The 19359-nt window shown below is 73.9% G+C and carries 18 protein-coding genes and 1 tRNA gene; 14 read left to right on the forward strand and 5 right to left on the reverse strand.

Annotated features, from left to right (window positions below; all coding sequences use genetic code 11):
• Window positions 1-21: 21 nt before the first annotated feature.
• Window positions 22-1092 (reverse strand): glutathione S-transferase family protein, encoded by a 1071-nt coding sequence (locus GA0070609_RS32615; protein ID WP_088998106.1) that lies wholly within the window; start codon window positions 1090-1092, stop codon window positions 22-24.
• Window positions 1093-1144: 52 nt separating this feature from the next.
• Here GA0070609_RS32615 and GA0070609_RS32620 point away from each other — a divergent pair, with 52 nt between their 5' ends.
• The 10 genes from GA0070609_RS32620 (at window position 1145) to GA0070609_RS32665 (ending at window position 12317) form a co-directional block, all read left to right on the forward strand.
• Window positions 1145-1579 (forward strand): ester cyclase, encoded by a 435-nt coding sequence (locus tag GA0070609_RS32620; protein ID WP_088997339.1) that lies wholly within the window; start codon window positions 1145-1147, stop codon window positions 1577-1579.
• A gap of 60 nt (window positions 1580-1639) precedes the next feature.
• Complete coding sequence (locus GA0070609_RS32625; protein WP_088997340.1) at window positions 1640-2269, forward strand: NuoI/complex I 23 kDa subunit family protein; 630 nt, start codon at window positions 1640-1642, stop codon at window positions 2267-2269.
• An 85-nt stretch (window positions 2270-2354) separates the two neighbouring features.
• Entirely contained in the window at window positions 2355-2936 is a 582-nt protein-coding gene (locus GA0070609_RS32630; protein ID WP_088997341.1) for an NADH-quinone oxidoreductase subunit J family protein, read from the forward strand.
• Entirely contained in the window at window positions 2933-3319 is a 387-nt protein-coding gene (gene nuoK / locus GA0070609_RS32635) for an NADH-quinone oxidoreductase subunit NuoK (protein ID WP_088997342.1), read from the forward strand. The genes GA0070609_RS32630 and nuoK overlap by 4 nt, the downstream gene beginning before the upstream one ends.
• The gene (locus GA0070609_RS32640) at window positions 3316-5259 is read left to right on the forward strand and encodes an NADH-quinone oxidoreductase subunit 5 family protein (RefSeq protein ID WP_088997343.1); all 1944 of its coding nucleotides are present in this window, start codon (window positions 3316-3318) and stop codon (window positions 5257-5259) included. The genes nuoK and GA0070609_RS32640 overlap by 4 nt, the downstream gene beginning before the upstream one ends.
• A gap of 156 nt (window positions 5260-5415) precedes the next feature.
• Window positions 5416-6921 (forward strand): complex I subunit 4 family protein, encoded by a 1506-nt coding sequence (locus GA0070609_RS32645; RefSeq protein ID WP_088997344.1) that lies wholly within the window; start codon window positions 5416-5418, stop codon window positions 6919-6921.
• Window positions 6922-7158: 237 nt separating this feature from the next.
• The gene (locus GA0070609_RS32650) at window positions 7159-8688 is read left to right on the forward strand and encodes an NADH-quinone oxidoreductase subunit N (protein WP_088997345.1); all 1530 of its coding nucleotides are present in this window, start codon (window positions 7159-7161) and stop codon (window positions 8686-8688) included.
• A gap of 117 nt (window positions 8689-8805) precedes the next feature.
• Entirely contained in the window at window positions 8806-9681 is an 876-nt protein-coding gene (gene htpX / locus GA0070609_RS32655; protein ID WP_088997346.1) for a zinc metalloprotease HtpX, read from the forward strand.
• Window positions 9682-9826: 145 nt separating this feature from the next.
• Window positions 9827-11086: an MFS transporter gene (locus tag GA0070609_RS32660; RefSeq protein WP_088997347.1), complete on the forward strand. Its 1260-nt coding sequence runs from the start codon at window positions 9827-9829 to the stop codon at window positions 11084-11086.
• Between the two features lie 208 nt (window positions 11087-11294).
• Window positions 11295-12317 carry a zinc-dependent alcohol dehydrogenase family protein gene (locus GA0070609_RS32665; protein ID WP_088997348.1) on the forward strand — a complete coding sequence of 341 codons (1023 nt, stop codon included), beginning with the start codon at window positions 11295-11297 and terminating at the stop codon, window positions 12315-12317.
• A 116-nt stretch (window positions 12318-12433) separates the two neighbouring features.
• Here the strand turns inward: GA0070609_RS32665 and GA0070609_RS32670 are convergent, their stop codons facing one another.
• Window positions 12434-12928: a YajQ family cyclic di-GMP-binding protein gene (locus tag GA0070609_RS32670; protein ID WP_088997349.1), complete on the reverse strand. Its 495-nt coding sequence runs from the start codon at window positions 12926-12928 to the stop codon at window positions 12434-12436.
• A gap of 148 nt (window positions 12929-13076) precedes the next feature.
• On the opposite strand from GA0070609_RS32670, the gene GA0070609_RS32675 reads away from it, so the two are divergent.
• The 3 genes from GA0070609_RS32675 to GA0070609_RS32685 all read left to right on the forward strand — a co-directional run bounded on the left by GA0070609_RS32675 (window position 13077) and on the right by GA0070609_RS32685 (window position 15349).
• Window positions 13077-13160 (forward strand) — tRNA-Tyr (locus tag GA0070609_RS32675).
• Window positions 13161-13400: 240 nt separating this feature from the next.
• Window positions 13401-14093, forward strand: coding sequence for a winged helix-turn-helix domain-containing protein (locus tag GA0070609_RS32680; protein ID WP_088997350.1), 693 nt, complete (start codon window positions 13401-13403; stop codon window positions 14091-14093).
• Entirely contained in the window at window positions 14090-15349 is a 1260-nt protein-coding gene (locus GA0070609_RS32685) for an MFS transporter (RefSeq protein ID WP_088997351.1), read from the forward strand. The genes GA0070609_RS32680 and GA0070609_RS32685 overlap by 4 nt, the downstream gene beginning before the upstream one ends.
• A 162-nt stretch (window positions 15350-15511) precedes the next feature.
• Here the strand turns inward: GA0070609_RS32685 and GA0070609_RS32690 are convergent, their stop codons facing one another.
• The gene (locus GA0070609_RS32690) at window positions 15512-16678 is read right to left on the reverse strand and encodes a CU044_5270 family protein (protein WP_157748357.1); all 1167 of its coding nucleotides are present in this window, start codon (window positions 16676-16678) and stop codon (window positions 15512-15514) included.
• A complete protein-coding gene (locus GA0070609_RS32695; protein ID WP_088997353.1) occupies window positions 16675-17235 on the reverse strand; it encodes an RNA polymerase sigma factor in 561 nt (186 codons plus the stop codon). Before GA0070609_RS32695 ends, GA0070609_RS32690 begins: the two co-directional genes overlap by 4 nt.
• Window positions 17236-17482: 247 nt before the next feature.
• Between GA0070609_RS32695 and GA0070609_RS32700 the strand changes: the two genes are divergently transcribed.
• The gene (locus tag GA0070609_RS32700) at window positions 17483-18679 is read left to right on the forward strand and encodes an MFS transporter (RefSeq protein WP_231928480.1); all 1197 of its coding nucleotides are present in this window, start codon (window positions 17483-17485) and stop codon (window positions 18677-18679) included.
• 97 nt (window positions 18680-18776) lie between these two features.
• Here GA0070609_RS32700 and GA0070609_RS32705 read toward each other — a convergent pair whose 3' ends face one another.
• Complete coding sequence (locus GA0070609_RS32705; protein ID WP_088997355.1) at window positions 18777-19121, reverse strand: DoxX family protein; 345 nt, start codon at window positions 19119-19121, stop codon at window positions 18777-18779.
• Window positions 19122-19359: the final 238 nt, after the last annotated feature.

Here is a 19359-nt window from a genome sequence, read left to right on the forward strand (position 1 = left end):
TGATCAACGGGCTGGGGAACCTCAGCGGAGGGGAGTGTGGGTGGGGTCGATGCGTTCGGCGGGGGGTGGGGGTGGCGGGGGAGTGCCGTCGCCGAACGGGCGGCCGCCGAGCGCCTCCCGGCCGTGCGGGGTGAGCCAGTTCGCCAGGTCCGGCCCGAGCGGCACCACCCCTGTCGGGTTGATGTCCCGGTGTACCTCGTAGTAGTGCCGCTTGATGTGGTCGAAGTCGATGGTGTCGCCGAAGCCAGGGGTCTGGAACAGGTCCCGGGCGTACGCCCAGAGCACCGGCATCTCGGTGAGCTTGCTCCGGTTGCACTTGAAGTGGCCGTGGTAGACCGCGTCGAAGCGGGCCAGCGTGGTGAACAGCCGCACGTCGGCCTCGGTGATGGTGTCGCCGACCAGGTAGCGCTGCCCGGCCAGCCGCTCGCTGAGCCGGTCCAGCTGGTCGAAGAGCCGCCGGTACGCCGACTCGTACGCCTCCTGACTGCCGGCGAAGCCGCAGCGGTAGACGCCGTTGTTGACCTCCCGGAACACCACCGCGTTGATGTCGTCGATCTCGTCGCGCAGCCGCTCCGGGTAGAGCTCCGGCGCGCCCTCGCGGTGGTACGCCGTCCACTCGGTGGAGAGGTCCAGGGTCATCTGCGCGTAGTCGTTGGTGACCACCTGCCCGGTCGGCACGTCCACGATCGCCGGCACGGTGATGCCCCGGTCGTAGCCGGGGAACCGGGCGAAGTACGCCTCCTGGAGCCGCTCGATGCCGAGCACCGGGTCGCGCCCGCCCGGGTCCAGGTCGAACGTCCAGCTGCGGGCGTCGTGGGTCGGCCCGGCCACCGCCATGGGGAGCACCTCCTCCAGCCCGAGCAGCCGACGGACGATGATCATCCGGTTGGCCCAGGGGCAGGCGTAGCTGACCGCCAGCCGGTAGCGGCCGGGCTCCACCGGATAGCCGTCCCGCCCGTCGGCGGTGATCCGGGTGGCGATGTAGCGCTGGTCCCGGGTGAACTCGCCGCCCGGCTCGACGTACTTGCCGCCGGTCGTCCCGCCTGATTCGCCGCCCACGCCGTCTCCTCCGGTGTCCTCGGTTGCCCCCATCATCGCGGATCTCGGGCCGCCCGGCCCGCCGGCCGCTGACTACGCTGCCGGGATGACCGATGTGGAGGCGGCGGCCCGACGCTTCATCGCCGACGTCTGGAACGCCGGTCGGGAGGAGTCCGCGTACGAGCTGATCGCGCCGGAGTGCCCCGGGCTCGGCGGCTCCGGCCCGGCGGGCACCCTGGCCTGGCACCGGGACCGCCGGGCGGCCTTCCCGGACCTGCGCTACAAGATCGTGGACCTGGTGGCCGCCGGCAACCGGGTGGCGGTGCACTGGCGGGCGGCCGGCACCCAGGCCGGCCAGTTCGGCCCGGTGCCGCCGACCGGCCGGGTGGTCAGCTACTCCGGCGCCACCTTCCTGCGCTTCGACGACAGCGGGCGGATCGTCGACGTGTGGAGCGTCAACGAGCTGTTCCAGGTCCTCCAGCAACTCGGCGTCGAGATGCTCCCGCCCGCCCCGGGCGACCTCGGCGGCAGCGGCGGGTGACCCGGCCCCGGCCCGACCGGGCGTAGGGGGTGGTCGCGCGCGCCGCGGGCACAGGGCAGGATGGTCCGCATGAGCGACCGCAGCGAGCGCAGCGAGGCCGGCGGCGGCACCGGCGAGCGCGGCGTGCCCGGCGCGGGCCTGGTCAAGGGGCTGGCGGTCACGCTGAAGACGATGACCCGGCGCTCCACCACCCAGCAGTACCCGGACGTCGCCCCCGAGCTGCCGCCCCGTTCGCGCGGGGTGATCGCGCTGCTGGAGGAGAACTGCACGGTCTGCATGCTCTGCGCCCGCGAGTGTCCGGACTGGTGCATCTACATCGACTCGCACAAGGAGGAGGTGGCGGTGCCCGGCGCCGCCCGCCCCCGCCAGCGCAACGTGCTCGACCGGTTCGACATCGACTTCTCGCTCTGCATGTACTGCGGCATCTGCGTCGAGGTCTGCCCCTTCGACGCGCTCTACTGGTCGCCCGAGTTCGAGTACGCCGAGTACGACATCAAGGACCTGCTGCACGACAAGGACCACCTCGGGCAGTGGATGGGTACCGTGCCGCCGCCGCCCGCGCACGACCCGAACGGCGAGCCGGCCAAGGAGGAGACCGCCGCCGCGCGCAAGGCCGCGGTCCCGGCCGCGCCCGCCGGCCGGCCGGCCACCCCGGCCGTACGTCCGGAGCCCGGCGAGGCCACCCCGTGAGCCCGCGGAGTGAGCCGGGTTTGCGAGTCCCGCGCATCGACGTGAGTTCGCCCGCCGGTCGGGCCGGGGCCGCAGGGGTGGCCCGGTGACCGGTGCGGACGTGCTGCTGCTCGCCCTCGGTGCGGTCGCGGTCGGCTCGGGCGCGCTGGTGGTGGGCACGAAGCACCTGGTGCGGGCCGGCCTCTACCTGGTGGTCTGCCTGGGCGCGCTGGCCGGGATCTACCTGGTGCTCGGCGCCGAACTGGTGGCCTGGGTGCAGGTGCTGATCTACGTCGGTGCGGTGGTGGTGCTGCTGCTGTTCGCGGTGATGCTGACCCGGGCGCCGATCGGCGCCTCCGACGACCTGGACCGCCCCGGCTGGCCGGCCGCGCTGATCGGCGGCGGGGCCGGGGCCGGCCTGGCCGCCCTGCTGGTCGACGCGTACCGCTGGACGGCCGTGACGCTGCCCGAGGCGGGCACCGCGGAACGTCTGGGCGAACAGATCTTCCGCGGCTGGGTGCTGCCGTTCGAGGTGCTGTCGGTGCTGCTGCTGGCCGCGCTGGTCGGCGCGATCGTGATCTCCCGCCCCGACATCGGCCGCCCGAGCGCCGCGCGGGACCGCGCTGGCCGTACCGAGCGGGACCGTGCGAGCGGAGCCGGGCGCAAGGAGCGGGGGCCGTCGCGGTGAGGCCGGTCATCCCGTACGTCACCGCCGCGCTGCTGTTCGGCCTCGGCGTCTACGGCGTGCTGCGCCGGCGCAACGCGGTGCTGGTGCTGATGGCCGTCGAGCTGATGCTCAACGCGGTCAACCTGGTGCTGGTCACCGCGGACACCACCGTGCGGGCGGCGCTGCCGCACGGCGGGCAGGTCTTCGCGCTCTTCGTGATCGTGCTGGCCGCCGCCGAGATCGGGGTCGGGCTGGCGATCGTGCTCCAGTTCTACCGGCTGCGGGCCAGCGTCGCCGTGGACGACGTTCCGCTGGCCGAAGGCCGGGGCGAGCCGGCCACCGCGGCCGGCGTTCCCGTGGCGGCCGGCGTCCGCCCGGCCGATCGCCCCGAGGGGGAGCGGTGACCACGACCACGCTGCTCGGCGCGCTGCTGCCGGTCGTACCGCTGGTGGCGGGTCTGGTCGGCCTGCTGCTGCCGCCCGCGCCGCCCGACGGCGGTGGCCGGCCGCGGCGCGCGGCGATCGCCCTCGGGGTGACCGGCGCGGCCGGCACGTTCCTGCTCGCGGTGGCCCTGCTGGCCACCCTCGACGGGCCGGCCGAGGCGTCCGGCACCTGGGTCGACCTGGGCGGGCTGGCCGTCAGCATCGGCGTCCGGCTGGACGGCGCCGCCGCGCTGGTCGCCGTCGCGGTCGCCGCGGTGGCGCTGGCCGTGCAGGTCTACTCCATCGGCTATCTCAAGCGCGGCCCGCACGACGACGTCGACGTCGACCACCGCTACCCGCCCTACGCCGCGCAGATCAGCCTCTTCACCGCCGCGATGCTGCTGGTGGTGGTCGCCGGCGACCTGATCCTGCTGCTGGTCGGCTGGGAGGTGATGGGCATCTGCTCGTACCTGCTCATCGCCCACGACCGCCGGCTGCCCGAGGCGCCCGCCGCGGCGATGAAGGCGTTCCTGGTCACCCGGGTCGGCGACGTCGGCTTCCTGCTCGGCATCGCGCTGCTCGGCGTCTCGGCGGGCAGCTTCCGGATCGCCGACGTGCTGGCCCACGACCACGCCACCGGCACGCTGACCGCCGCCTGCCTGCTACTGCTGGCCGGGGTGGCCGGCAAGAGCGCGCAGTTCCCGCTGCACACCTGGCTGCCGGACGCGATGGCCGGCCCGACCCCGATCTCCGCGCTGATCCACGCCGCGACCATGGTCGCCGCCGGGGTGTACGCGGTCACTCGGCTCTACCCGCTCTTCGAACGCGCGCCGGTCGCGCTGGCGGTGCTCGGGGTGATGGCCGTGGTGACCCTGCTGCTCGGCGCGCTCGCCGCCACCGCCCAGGACGACCTCAAACGGGTGCTGGCCTGGTCGACGGTCTCCCAGATCGGCTACATGACCGGTGCGCTGGCGGTCGGCGCGCCCGCCGCGGCGCTGTTCCACCTGCTCACCCACGCCGCGTTCAAGGCGCTGCTGTTCCTCGCCGCTGGTGCGGTGATCCACGCGGTCGGCACCACGCTGATGTCGCGGATGGGCGGCCTGCGGCGGGGCATGCCGGTGACCTTCTGGTGCACGGTGGTCGGTCTCGGCGCGCTGGCCGGGCTGCCGCCGCTGCCCGGTTTCTGGAGCAAGGACGGCGTGCTCGCCGCCGCCCAGGAGGCCGCCCTGCACGACGCCGGCCCGGCCGCGTCCTGGGTGGGCTGGCTGGTCTGGCTGGCCGGCCTGGCCGGCGTCGCGATCACCGCCTGGTACGCCACCCGACTGCTGCTGCGCACGTTCTTCGGCGAGGCGCGCACCCCGCTCGTCCAGCCGCACGACCCGCCCGCCGTGATGCGCTGGCCGGTGCTGCTGCTCGCCGTCCCGGCCGCGCTGCTCGGGCTGGCCGGGTTCGCCGGCCCGTTCACCGACCTGCTGCGGCCGGTGGCAGCGGCCACCCCGGAGCGGCCGTCGGATTTGCTGCCGTCGGCGCCGCTGGCCCACCTCGGCCCGGGGGTGCTGCTGCCGCTCGCCCTGCTGACGATCGGGGCGGGGCTCGCCTGGGCCCGCTGGCGGCGCGACCCGGCCGGTGATCCGGCCACCACGCTGGGCCGGCTGCGGCCGGTGTTCGCCCGCGCGTTCCGGCTCGACGACGTCCAGCACGCCCTGGTCGTACGCCCCACCGGCGCGCTGGCGAGCGGCGTGCGTACCGCCGACGAGGTGGTGGTGGACGGCGCGGTCACCGGCAGCGGCCGGGCCGCGGTCGGGCTCGGCGGCGGGCTGGCGGCGCTGCACCGGGCGGCGCTGCCCCGCGCGGCGGCCGGGGTGCTGGCCGGCGCCCTGCTGATCGGCCTGGCCGCCGCCCTGATCGGAGTCGCGGCATGAGCGAGCGCAGCGAGCGAATCATCGGGCTCAGCGCGAAGGTGCCTCATGGCGGCGCGGAGCGAAGCGGAGTGCCGGCATGAGCGAGCGCAGCGAGCGAATCATCGGGCTCAGCGCGAAGGTGCCTCATGGCGGCGCGGAGCGAAGCGGAGTGCCGGCATGAGCCTGGGGGAGTTCCTGCTGGTCGCGGTGCTGGCGGTGCCGGCGCTCGGCGCGGTCGCGGTGGCCGCGACGCCCCGGGACCGGGCCGCCCGGGTGGTCGGCACGGTGACCGCCGCGGTCACCCTGTTGGCCGCCGCGCTGCTGGCGCTCGGCGACCGCACCTGGTCCGGCTACACCCCGACCGCCCCGGCGGTGCGCCCCTGGCACCGGGTCGACCTGCCCTGGGTGCCCGGTCTGGAGTTGCGCTTCCACCTGGGCGTGGACGGCATCTCCTGGCCGCTGGTGGTGCTGACCGCCCTGCTCACCCTGCTCTGCTGTGGATACACCCTGTGGAAGGTGCCCGACGGCGGCAGCGGCCGGGCGTTGGTGGCGCTGCTGCTGGTGGTCGAGGTCGGCATCCTGGGCACCTTCCTCGCCCTCGACCTGGTGCTCTTCTTCGTCTTCTTCGAGGTCGTCCTGCTGCCGATGTACGCGGTCATCGCCGGCTGGGGCGGCGCGGACCGGCGGCGGGCGGCCCGCAAGTTCGCCCTCTACACGCTGCTCGGCTCGGTGCTGCTGCTGGTCGGCGTCTACGTCGTGGTGGCCGCTGCGGGCACCGCCGACATCGTGGCGCTCACCGGCGGTAGCGGACTGTCCCGGGGCACCCAGCTGGCCGCGTTCATCCTGCTGGCGCTGGCCTTCGCGGTGAAGAGCCCGCTCTGGCCGCTGCACTCCTGGCTGCCCGACGCGCACACCCAGGCGCCCACCGTGGGCAGCGTGATCCTGGCCGGGGTGCTGCTGAAGATGGGCACCTACGGCCTGATCCGGGTGGCGGTCGGGGTGGCGCCGGAGGGCGCCCGCTGGGCCGCGCCGGTGCTCGGCGCGCTGGCGGTCGCGGCCATCCTGGTCGGTGCGCTGGTCTGCCTCGCCCAGGACGAGTTGAAACGGCTGATCGCGTACTCCAGCGTGGGGCACATGGGCTTCGTGCTGCTCGGCGTGGCCACCCTCACCAGCGCCGGAATCCAGGCCGCGCTGATCGGCAACGTCGCGCACGGGGTGATCACCGGGCTGCTCTTCTTCCTGGCCGGCGCGATCAAGGACCGCGCGCACACCGGGTCGCTGGCCGAGCTGTCCGGGCTGCGGGAGACCGCGCCCCGGCTCGCCGGGCTGCTCGGTTTCGCCGCGGTCGCCTCGCTGGGCCTGCCCGGCCTGGCCGGCTTCTGGGGTGAGGCGTTCGCGGTGATCGCCGCGGTCGAGGTCGGCGGGGCGTTCTGGACCACGCTCGGCGTGCTGGCGGCGCTCGGCGGGGCGCTCACCGCGGCGTACTTCCTCCGGCTGCTGCGCCGGGTGACCCACGGCCGGCCCAGTCCGGCGGTCGCCCGGTCGACCGCGGGGCTCGCCGGCGCCGAGGTGACCGCGTGGGCGCCGCTGGTGCTGCTGGCCCTGGCGGTCGGGCTGGCTCCCGCCCTGGTGCTCGGCGTCGCCGAGGCGCCGGTCGACGCCCTGGTGGAGGTGCTGCCATGAGCGAGCGCCAGCGAGCGAATCATCAGGCTCGGTGCGGTGGTGTCTCAGGGCGGCACGCAGCGGAGCGGAGTGCCGGCATGAGCGAGCGGAGCGAGCGAATCATCAGGCTCAGCGTGGAGGTGTCTCAGGGCGGCACGCAGCGGAGCGGAGTGCCGGCATGAGCGAGCGGAGCGAGCGAATCATCAGGCTCAGCGTGGAGGTGCCTCAGGGCGGCACGCAGCGGAGCGGAGTGCCGGCATGAGCGTGGTGCAGAGCGTCGACAGCGTGGCGCTGCTGCCGGCGTACCTGGCCGCCGGCACTGCCGTCCTGGTGCTGGTCACCGACCTGGTGCTGGCCCGGCCGCGGGCCACCGTCGCGGCGGGCGCGCTCGGCGCGGCCGCCACCGCGCTCGGCGCGGCGCTGGTCGGCGCCGGCGGCGAGCGGCGGACGTTCTGCGTCGGCGCGGACTGCTCGTACGTCTTCGGCGGCCGGGCCGCGCTGGTCGGCGCCGTCGTCGCCCTGCTCACCCTCGGCGTGCTGGCGCTGTCCGGACCGGCGCTGCGGGCCGGGCAGTCGCCGGTGGGGGAGTACGCCTTCCTGCTGGCCTGTTCGATGACCGGTGGTGTGGTGCTCGGCGCGGCCGGCGACCTGATCACGCTGATCGTGGCGCTGGAGACGCTCACCCTGCCGCTCTACGTCCTGGTCGGGCTGCGCCGGGGCAGCCTGGCCAGCGCCGAGGCGGCGGTCACGTTCTTCGTGGTGAGCGTGGTCGCCACCACCCTGACGCTGCTCGGCGCCGCGCTGCTCTACGCGGCCACCGGCGCGCTGCACCTGGGTCGGCTCGGCGCGCTCTTCGCCGACCGGCCGGAGCTGCTCGACCTGCCGTTGACCGGAGTCGCCGTCGCCCTGGTGGTGCTCGGCCTGGCGTTCAAGGTGGCGGCGGTGCCGTTCCACGCCTGGGCGCCGGCCACCTACGACGGCGCGCCGCTGCCGGTGGCTGCCTACCTCTCCACCGCCTCGAAGCTGGGCGGGGTGGTGGCCCTGCTCGCCGTGGTGCAGTACGCGCTGCCGGCCGAGGTGACCGGCCCGGTGCTCGCCCTGCTCGCGGTGTTGACGATGACCGTCGGCAACCTGGTGGCGCTGCGCCAGCGGCGTACCGTCCGGCTGCTCGCCTGGTCCTCGGTGGCCCAGGCCGGCTACATCCTCGCTCCGCTCGGCGCGCTGGCGCTGGCGGCCGGCCGCACCGGTGACGCCCGCACCGCCGCCTACGCGGCCGCCGTGGCGTACGCCGTCTTCTTCGTGGTGCTGGAACTGGCCGCGTTCGCCGGGGTGGTGGCGCTGCGCCCGGCCGGCGCGGACGGCGGCAGCCTCGACGAGCTGCGCGGCGCGGCCCGCCGCCACCCGTGGCGGGCGGCGGCGTTCGGCCTGGCGCTGATCGGGCTGGCCGGCCTGCCACCCGGCCTGGCCGGACTCTTCGCCAAGGTGACGGTGGTCCGGGCGCTGCTGGACGGCGCCGCCGGCTGGCTGGCCCTGGTGGTGGCGGTCAACGCGGTCGTCGGCCTCGCCTACTACCTGCGGCTCACCGCCGCCCTCTACGCCGCGCCCGCCGCCGCTCCGCCGGCCACCACACCAGCCGCTGGCGCCACACCGGCCACCGCACCGGCCGGTCCGTCGACCCGCGGGGTCGTGCCGGCCGGCGCGGTCGTCGTGGTGCTGGCGGTGGTCACCGCGGTCGCCCTGGTCATCGGCTTCGCTCCGCAGCTCGTGCTCGATCTCGCCGCCCGCTGAGCCGGGCGCGTGGTCGCGCTCCCAGGCAACTCACAGCCATACGACGGATGGTTGACGGGTACCGGGTTGTTGAACCGGTCAGCGGATCCTCGCGATCCGTGCACCGAAGGAGCGAACGTGCATCACAACCGTCTGAAGACCGCCGCGCTGCTCGGCCTGCTCACCTCGCTGATCCTGGCGGTGGGCTACTGGTTCGGCGGCAGTGGTGGACTCGTCATCGCCGTCGTCGTGTCCCTGCTGATGAACGGCTTCACCTACTTCTACTCCGACAAGCTGGCACTGCGCTCGATGCGGGCGCAACCGGTCACCGAGGCACAGTTCCCCGAGCTGTACCGGATGGTCCGCGAGCTGGCCACCGAGGCCCGGCAGCCGATGCCGCGGCTCTACGTGAGCCCGACGTCGCAGCCGAACGCGTTCGCCACCGGGCGCAACCCGCAGAACGCGGCGGTCTGCGTGACCCAGGGGATCACCGAGATCCTCGACTACCGCGAGCTGCGCGGCGTGATCGGCCACGAGCTGTCGCACGTCTACAACCGGGACATCCTCATCTCCAGCGTGGCCGCCGGCCTGGCCGGCATCATCACCACGCTGGCGAACATCGCCTGGTTCATCCCGCTCGGCGGCGGGGACGACGAGGACTCGCCGAACCCGGCCGTGCTGCTGCTCACCATCATCCTGGGCCCGATCGCCGCGACGGTCATCCAGTTGGCCATCAGCCGGAGCCGGGAGTTCCAGGCGGACGCCTCCGGCGCCCAGCTGACCCGGGACCCGCTGGCCCTGGCGAGCGCGCTGCGGAAGATCCACATGGGTACCCAGCGCCGGCCGCTGCCGGCTCAGGGGCAGCTCACCAGCACCGCGCACCTGATGATCGACAACCCGTTCCGGGGTGGCGGCGTGGCGGCGCTCTTCTCCACCCACCCGCGGATGGAGGAGCGGGTCGCCCGGCTGGAGCGGATGGCCGCCAGCGCCGGCCCGGTCCAGTTCGAGCGCTGACCTGAGCATCGCCGGCTCCGCCCGTACCCGGACTCCCGGGTGCGGGCGGAGCCGTGTGTACGGGCACAAACCGTTTCTCCGCCGGGCGACCGAGCGTTAGGGTCAAAACGTCTTCCACTCATTACACCCGTCATGGAGGTCGATCGTGGCCGCACTGCGCCAGTACCTGGGCGTCTGGCGGGTCCCCGGAGCGCCGATGCTGCTGGTCACCGGCATCGTCGGCCGGCTCGGGATCGGCATGACGCCGCTGGCGCTGCTGCTCGTGGTCGAGCAGGTGACCGGGGGATACTCGCTCGCCGCGGTCGCCGGCGGCATCTACGCCCTCTCCGGCGCCGCGCTCAGCCCGGTCGCCGGGCGGATCGCCGACCGGGTCGGCCCCACTCCGGTGCTGCTCGGCACCGCTGTCGCCCACCCACTCGCCCTGCTCGGCCTGCTCGGCGCGGCCCGCCCCGGCAGCGGCAACCTGGCGCTGATCTTCCTGGCCGCCGGGGTGGCCGGAGCCACCTACCCGCCGCTGACCGCCGCGATCCGGGGCGCCTGGAACGACCTGACCGCTCCCGCCACCGGCCGGCACCACCTGCGCAACACCGCGCTGGCCGCGGAGACCACCCTGTTCGAGATCGTCTTCGTGCTCGGCCCGCTGCTGGTGGCCGGTTTCGTGCTGGTCGCCGACGCCCGGGCCGCGCTGGTCGGCTCGGCCGTGGTGACCCTCGTCGGCACCACCGCGGTGGCGCTCGGCCGGGTGATGCGCGGCTGGCGTCCGCACCCGCACGAAAACCGGGCCCGCGGGCTGGGTCCGCTGCGGGTCGCCGGTTTCCCGGCGCTGCTGCTCTGCGTGGCCAGCCTGGGCATCGCCTTCGGCGCGGCCGGTGTGATCGTGCCGGCATTCGCCACCGACTACACCGCCGACGACCCGGACAGCCTCGCCGGCGTGCTGCTCGCCGTCTGGGGGATCGGCAGCGCCGCCGGCGGCTTCTGGTTCGGCGTCCGCCGGCCGTCGCCCAACATGACCCGGCAGTTCGCCTGGCTGCTCGGCGCGGTGGCGGCCAGCTTCGCCGTCTTCGCGCTGATGCCCACCCCGGCCGCGCTGGGCGCCGCGCTGGTGATCGGTGGCGCCACCATCGCGCCCGCGCTCACCCTGGAGAACACCCTGGTCGGCCGGATCTCGCCGGTCAGCATGCTGAACGAGGCGTACACCTGGGTGGTCACCATGTCGGTCGGGGCGAGCGCGGCCGGCGGCGCGGTCGCCGGGCTGATCGTCGACCACGCCGGCGGGGTGCCCTGGGCGTTCCTCTTCGCCGGGGCCGCGGTCGCCGTCGGGGCCGCGGTCGCCGCGCTGCCCGCCGGCCCCATCGCCCGCGCGGAGGCGGCGACGGTACGCGTCGACGAGCCCGTCCCGGCCTGACCGGGAGGTCTGGGGCCGACCCGGAGCGGGTAGGTGACGGCCATGTTCGTCTTCTTCTCGAACCGGGTCGGCTGCCTCGGCTCGCTGCTGATCAGCGCGATCCTGACCGTGATCCTGCTACTGGTCTTCGCCACCTGACCCCGGCCGTCCGGTCGGCGGGCAGCGGGCGAGCGCGGCCCGAAATCCTGGATCCGAAGGGAACAGCCTCATGCGTGGTGCGGTCCTGCACGGCCCCGGCGACGTCCGGGTGGAGGAGCGGGCGGATGCCCGGATCGTCCTACCAACGGACGCGGTCATCCGCCTCTCCGCCACCTGCGTCTGCGGTTCCGACCTGTGGCCGTATCGCGGCATCGAAGCGGTCAGCGGGCCGTCCCCGATGGGCCACGAGTACGTCGGGGTCGTCCAGGAGGTGGGCAGCGAGGTCAGGAACGTCAAGCCCGGCCAGTTCGTGGTGGGCTCCTTCTTCGCCTCCGACAACACCTGCCCCATCTGCCGCGCGGGCTACCAGTCCTCGTGTGTCGAACGGGAGCCGGTCGGTGGCCTCGGGGCCCAGGCGGAGTACCTGCGCGTCCCGCTGGCCGACGGCACCCTGGTCGCCACGCCCGAGCTGCCCCCGGACGACCTCGTCCCGGACCTGCTCGCCGCCTCCGACGTGCTCGGCACCGGGTGGTTCGGCGCGGTGGCCGCCCAGGTGGGTCCGGGCAAGACCGTCGCGGTCGTCGGTGACGGTGCGGTGGGTCTGCTCGCCGTACTGGCGGCCAGGCATTTCGGCGCGGAACGCATCATCGCCGTCAGCCGGCACGAGCCCCGCCAGAAGTTGGCGGCCCACTACGGTGCCACCCACATCGTCACCGAGCGCGGCGACGAGGGCGTGGCGCGGATCAAGGACCTCACCGACGGCCTCGGCGCACACTCGGTCATCGAGGCCGTCGGCACCCAGGAGTCGATGATGCAGGCCATCCGCTCCACCCGCGCCGGCGGCCACGTCGGCTACGTCGGGGTGGCGCACGGCGTCGAACTGCCCGGCGAGGAGCTTTTCTTCTCGCACGTGCACCTGCACGGCGGTCCGGCCCCGGTGCGTCGGTTCCTGCCGGAGCTGATCGACCTGATCTGCAGGCGCGAGATCGACCCGGGCCGGGTCTTCGATCTCGCCCTGCCCCTTGAGCAGGCCGCCGAGGGCTACCGCGCGATGGACGAGCGTCGGGCCATCAAGGTGCTGCTGAACCCCTGAGCCGGGCCGTCACCGGGCCGCCGCCGTCAGCCGTTGATGACGAACGACGGCCCTTGACGACGGCGGCGAAGGTCAGTAAGCGTGTCCGCGCCAGCGGCCGGCGGGGCGGCCGAGGCTCACCGGTAGTTGGTGAACTGCAGGGCGACGCCGAAGTCTTCGCCCTTGAGCAGGGCGATGACGGCCTGGAGGTCGTCCTTCTTCTTGCCGGTCACCCGCAGCTGGTCGCCCTGGATCTGGGCCTGGACGCCCTTCGGGCCCTCGTCGCGGATCTTCTTGCTGATCGCCTTGGCCTTGTCCGAGTCGATGCCCTGGATGACCTTGCAGTCGATCTTGAACACCTTGCCCGAGGGCCGCGGGTCGCCGGCGTCCAGCGACTTGAGCGAGATGTTCCGCTTGACCAGCTTCTCCTTGAAGACGTCCAACGCGGCCCGCACCCGCTCCTCGGTCTCGGCCTGAAGACTGATCGCCTCCTCGCCCGACCAGGAGACCTCGGCGCCGGTGCCCCGGAAGTCGAACCGCGTCGCGAGCTCCTTCTCGGTCTGGCGGAGAGCGTTGTCGACCTCCTGCCGGTCGACCTTGCTCACGATGTCGAACGACGGGTTCGCTGCCATGCTCATGCTCCTGCTGTCCGGCGGTTTGTGGTCCTGTGTCCCCCGCTGACCAGCGGTACGACCCCCTGACGGTACCCGCTTGCGCCTGCGCCGGGGGGAGCCGCTATCCTTGCTCTCGCTGCCGCGTCACGACGCGGTGGGGTGCCCTGGCGGGTTGCCCGAGCGGCCAATGGGAGCGGACTGTAAATCCGTCGCGAAAGCTACAGAGGTTCGAATCCTCTACCCGCCACCAGGTGCTGAGTAGGCCCCGTGAGCTGCGGAAAGCGCTCCGGGGCCTTTCTCGTTGGGTTCGGCCGAGTCCAGGCTGATCCGGTGCTCCGCGAGCCGCCACGGGAACCGGGCGGGAACGCCGAGCCGTCAACCGCCCGCCCGCGAGCCGACAGCGACTTCAGTGAGGCCCACAGCGGCCGCGCGACGCCAATCATGCCAACAACTCGTTGCAAAGAATTCTTTGCAAAGCTATCTTTGCATCATGACGGAGGATCCGCACAAGCCTGGGTACGACTCCACGCAGGACGTGGTTCTCGACGCACGGACGCTGCGCGGCGTAGCCCATCCACTGCGCCTGCGCCTGCTCGGCTCACTGCGCCACGACGGACCGCAGACCGCCACCCAGCTGGCCGCCCGATTCGGCGAGTCCAGCGCGGCGACCAGCTACCACCTCCGCACACTGGCCGCGCACGGCTTCGTCGCCGACGCGCCCGAGCTGGGCCGCGGCCGGGAACGCTTCTGGCGCGCCGTGCACCGCTCGACCTGGTTCGACACTCCAGACCGGGACGCCCCGGAGCGTGAACTCGGCGAGGCGTACCTGCGCACGGTCGCGCGGATGTACGCGGAGAACGTCGAGCGGTCCATCACCGAGCTGGCCGACTGGCCGCAGGAGTGGGTGCGGGCGGCCAGCATGAGCGACCTCACGGTCAGCCTGAGCGCCGCCGAGGCGCAGCAGCTCGCCGACGACATGATGGCCCTGCTGGTGCGGTATCGGGACCGGGCGGCGGAACGGGCCGGCGACGGATCGGAACGCGTCGCGATGAGCACGCAGTTCCAGATCTTCCCGCGGCGCGGCCAGCTGGACGCGCTGTTGGCGGCGCGAGCCGCGTCCACCGGCACGTCCGGTACCGCGGCCGATGAATCGTCCGACAGTGCGGACGGAGACCGAGCATGAGTCAGCGGTCCGCGTACGGCTTGCTCGTCGCCCAGGCTGTATCGGTCACCGGCACCCGGATGTCGGTCGTGGCGGTGCCCTGGTTCGTGCTGCAGACCACCGGCGACGCCCTGCTGACCGGCGTCACCGCGTTCGTGGAGATGGGCGCCCTGGTCGCGGCGCGCATCCTCGGCGGGCCGTTGGTCGACCGGATCGGGCCGCGGATGGCCAGCATCGGCGGTGACCTGATCGCCGGGCTCGTGCTCGGCGTGGTGCCGCTGCTGTACGCCGCCGGCCTGCTCGGCTATCCGGTCCTGCTGGTACTGGTCGGCCTGGTCGGGCTGTTCCGCGGGCCGTCGGACAACGCGAAGTACGCGATGGTGCCCGACGTCGCGGCCACCGCCGGCTGGAGTAACGAGCGTGCCGCCGGGCTGGCCGACAGCGTGCACCGCCTCGGGTCGCTGATCGGGGCGCCGCTGGGCGCGGTGCTGATCGCGCTGGTCGGCGCTCCCGCCGTCATCGCGCTGGACGCGGCCAGCTTCCTGCTCGCCGCCGCGCTGGTGGCGACCCTGGTCCGGGTCCGGCGGGCCGAACCCGATCCGGCCGAGGCGGGCCACCGCACCGGAGTCCGCGGCTACCTCGCCGACCTCGGGGCCGGGCTGCGCTTCGTCCGGCGTGATCCGCTGCTCCGGGCGATCGTCGCGATGGTGCTGCTGACGAACCTGCTCGACCAGGCGATGACGGCGGTGCTGGTCCCGGTGTGGGCGGCCGAGCGCTTCAACGACGCCGCACCCGTCGGGCTGGTGTTCGGCTCCCTGAGCGCCGGCGCCTTCGTCGGGTCGCTGCTCGTGTCGGTGTACGGCGCGCGACTGCCGCGGTGGCGCACGTACGCCCTGGCCTTCCTGTTCGGTGCCGTCCCGCGGATCTTCGTGCTGGCGCTGCCGGTCGGACTGCCCGTCATCGCGGGCGTCGCACTGGTCGGCGGGGTGCTGATCGGGGCCATCAACCCACTGCTGTCCGCCGCGGAGTTCGAACGCATCCCGGCCGGCCTGCGGGCGCGTGTCCTCGGCGCGGTCGGCGGCCTGGCCTGGGCCGGAATCCCGCTCGGCGGGCTCGTCGGCGGTGTGCTCGCGGCCACGCTCGGCGCCACCGGCGGCATCCTCGTCGTGGGCATGGCGTACCTGCTGGTCACCCTCGACCCCCTGGTCCGCAGGCGCACCTGGCGGCTGATGGACCGGCCCGCTCCAGCCGCCGCCCCGGTCCCGGTGCCGGGCTGACGACGGCGTCACCGGCGCCATGTCCGGACCGCATCACGAGGTCCCGGCAGGAAGGACGTCGACAACACCCCCGGCGGTCGTCGGACCGGCTCAGCAACTGGCGCTGAGCGGCTCGACCGGCCGGCGGCGGCACAGCCCGCCGCCGGCCGGTCGTTCCGGAGGTCAGTTCCCGACGTCCGCCGCCGGCGGGTCGTCGTCGGTGCTCGTCGACACCAAAACCAGGTCGTACGTGTACAGCGCCCCCGGTGCCAGCCACGACCACGAGTCACGCGGCTGCACCACGCGGAGCTCCCTGCTCAGGGCCTGCCCGGTGTCGGGGTCGATGATCAGCCGTACCTCGAGCCCGTTCCCGGGGCCACCCGGCGTGAATGCGATCGCCTGCCCGGGCCGACCGCGCATGTCCTGCACGGCTCCCAGTCCACGCACCCCCGGCAACGTGGCGAGCATGCGGTACGCGGCGGCCCGCACCTCGTTGCTGACCGGCAGGTCGATCACCACATGGGTGGCGACGGTGAACAGCCACTCGTCGCGGTCGGTGGGCATGTCGCCACCTCCGCCGTCGAAGCGGCCGAGCAGTACGCCACGGAGGCCGGCCGGATCGGTCGGCAGCGCGTCGAGTTCCGCCTGCGAGACGTTCCGGTCGCCGAGGGCGAACAGGTGCGCCGGGTCGACCTTGTCGCCGTAGACCTTGCCCGGACCGATCCGCAGGTCGTACGGCTTCGGCTTGGTGATCCGGACGACGGACGGCGAACCGTCGCGCCGCCAGGCGGCCTCGTCGCCCGGCGTGGCGGGGGTGGCGCCGAGCGACTGCCCGAACACCCAACTGCTGTCGGCGTCGGAGCGGGCCAGCCAGTACTGGTCGCCGCTCCGGTCGACCATGGTGTACGTGCCGTCGGCGGCCTCGACCGGCACCGCCCGGCCGCTCTCGGTCTGCATGGTCAGGTAGCGCCCGCCGGATCGGGGGGCGCTGTCGCTACGTTCGGCGGCCACGAGCAGCAACCGGCTGGAGTCCATCGGCGCCTGGGTGGCGGGCGCCGCGGCGCCGGGGACGGTGTCGGGCACGGTGCGCGGAGCGGTGCCCGGTCCGGTCACGGCCACGACGACGGCGGTCACGGTCGCCGCGGCCGCCCCCACCGTCCCGAGGAAGGCCACCCGCCGACGCCGGGGCCCGCGCAGCCGGTCGAGCGCGACGTGCTGTTCGGCGGCCGAGGCGTCGGCCACGATGTCGGCGACGGCCGGCGGGAGTTGGTCGCTCCGGTGCGGCGGCGGGTCCAGCCGCGCCGGCCGGGCCTTGGCGAGCAGGTCCATCACGTCTGGTGATCGGTTCATCGGGTCGACTCCTTCGGAACGAGCGTGGCGGCGGGTCGAGGAAGCTCCGGTTCGGTGGCGGCGACCATGGCGTTCTTCAGGTGACGCCGGGCGCGGTGCAGGCGCACGTAGTACGTCGCGGTGGAACAGCCGAGGACCCGAGCCGCCTGGCCGGGCACCAGCCCGTGCCAGGCGACCAGCGTCAGCAGTTCGCGGTCGTCGTCGGACAACCGGGCCAACGCGGTGAGCACCGCGGCCCGTTCGGCGACACCGTCCGCGACGTCGGCGACGGACGCGTCGGTGATCCACGCGCGCAGCTCGGCGGCGACGGCCTGCTGCCGTTCCTCGGCGCGGTACCGCTCGTACACGATCCGGCGGGCGACGGCGAGCAGCCATGGCAGCGGAGTCGCCCTGGGCAGCGCCGGCAGCCGCCGCCACGCCACCAGGAACGTCTCGGCGACGACCTCGTCGGCCAGCTGGCGACCGGCGCGCGTGACGGCGTACGCGTACACCTGCCGGTAGTGCGCCTGGTACACGGCGGTGAAATGATCACCGGGATCGGGTTCGGGTTCTGGCACTGGTTCCGGCCCTCCCTGTCAGGCTTCTCAGTCACCAGGAAATGTCTCGCGCACGCCGTTTCTTACCGGCAGCGTTCACCGGGGTGCGAGGTGGACCCTCGCGGCCCTGATCCGGCTCCGACCGGGGATCTCCATCGGCCCGCGGGCGCGACGATCTCGCACGCCGGGCCGTGGGGCGAAGCGGCGACGGAAGGGGTGGGAGTTGGCGCCGGAGGTCTCGCCGCGCAGGGCCTGGGCGGCGCTCGTCGTGCTGTCTTCCGCCGCGTTCGCGTTCATCACGACCGAACTGCTGCCGATCGGTCTGCTCACCCTCATGGCACCGGATCTCGACCGGTCCCGGTCGCAGGTGGGCCTGCTGGTCAGCGGGTACGCCGTGGTGGTCGTGCTGGCGTCCGTACCGCTGGCCCGGTTGACCCGTCGGATCCCCCGCCGCGGGCTGCTCGGCGGCACGCTCGCGTTGTTCGCGGCCGCGAACCTGGTGGCCGCGCTCGCCTCGACGTACGCCGTGCTGGCCGGCGCCCGGGTCGTCACGGCGCTCACCCAGGCCCTGTTCTGGTCCATCGTCTCGCCCGCGGTGACCGGTCTCTTCCCGGTCACCGTGCGCGGCCGGGTGGTGGCGTTGTTCGCGACCGGGGCGGCGCTCGCCCCGGTGCTCGGGGTCCCCGCCGGCACCTGGCTGGGGCAGCAGGCCGGCTGGCGCGCGGCGTTCGCGGTGCTGGCCGCCGTCGGCGCGGCCATCGCCGCCGCGGTCGTCGTGCTGATCCCGTCGTACGCCCCGGCGTCCGGCGGCGCCGCCCGGGGCACCGCGCCGCACCGGCGTCGCTTCGCGATGCTGCTGGTCGCGACCGCCGTCGGCATCGGCGGCTTTCTGACGTTGCAGACGTACGTGACACCGCTGCTGCTCGACGTCAGTGGCTTCACCGACGCCGCGCTGGCGCCGCTGCTGTTCGTCTCCGGCGCGACCGGCGTGGTCGGCACCATCCTGGTGGGCCGCACCCTCGACGCCCACCCGACCGGGTCGCTGCTGGTGCCGCTGAGCGTCGGCACCACCGCCCTGCTCGGCCTGTACGCCCTCGGCACGCTCCAATCCGCAACGGTGGTCCTGCTCGCCGGCGTCGGCTTCGCCTACGCGGCGTTCGGCACCGCCGTGCAGAGCCGGATGCTGCAACTCGCCCCCGGCAGCACCGACATCGCCTCGGCCGGCGTCAGCACCGCCTTCAACGTCGGGATAGCCGGCGGGTCGATGCTCGGCGGTGCCCTGCTGCCCGGCCCCGGCCCGCGGCTGCTCGCCCTCGTCGGCGGGCTGCTGACCCTGGTCGCGCTCGCGGTGCTCGCCGTCGACGCGCGACGGCACGCCGTGCGCCCGGGGCCCGCCGCTCCGGCGGCGGCGCCCGCTGCGCTGGACAGGACCGAGGGCGACGAGACGGCCGCCGCCACCCGGTGAGCCGGGCCCCGCTGCCGCGATCAGCGGCGGCGGGGCCCGGCGCGGGCTCGGCGGCCGTCGACCCCGGCCGCACCCGGGCGGATCGCCGGGTGCGGCCTCAGTTGGCGAGCAGCGCCAGCGAGCCGACCACCGGCGCCGCGTAGAGCAGCGGGAACGGAATGTGCCCGTACGACCGGGCCCGGAGCACGGTGACCACCGCACCGGTGAAGTACAGCGCCAGGCCGACCCCGGCCAGCACACCGACGACCGGTGCGACCAGGCCGACCAGCAGGCCCACGGCTCCCGCCGCCTTGGCGGCGCCGAGCCAGGGCCACCAGGACCGGGGCACGCCGTAGTCGGCGAGTGGCTCCACGACCCACTTGGCGCGCAGGAACACGGAGGCGGCGGAGAAGCCGACCATCGCGGCGGCCAGGACGGTGACGACGAGGTAACTGCTGGACATGGCGATGCTCCTCATGGTGCGGATGCCGGTGCGGTGGTGACGCCCGGCTGGCTGACTCCCTCACCGCGTTGACCCGTCGCGCCGCGCCCGTGTGACAGGAGACCGGAAGGAATTTCCGAAGTGCCGCCGAGATCCGGTCACCGGTGCGGTGTCGGTTCGGCTCCGGTGGCCCCGACGGCGGTTACGCAACGGAGGGTGTCCGGGTGCTGGCGTCCGGGAGCCGAGGATGTATGGTGGT

The organism is Micromonospora echinaurantiaca (genome assembly GCF_900090235.1).
Taxonomy (GTDB): Bacteria; Actinomycetota; Actinomycetes; order Mycobacteriales; family Micromonosporaceae; genus Micromonospora; species Micromonospora echinaurantiaca.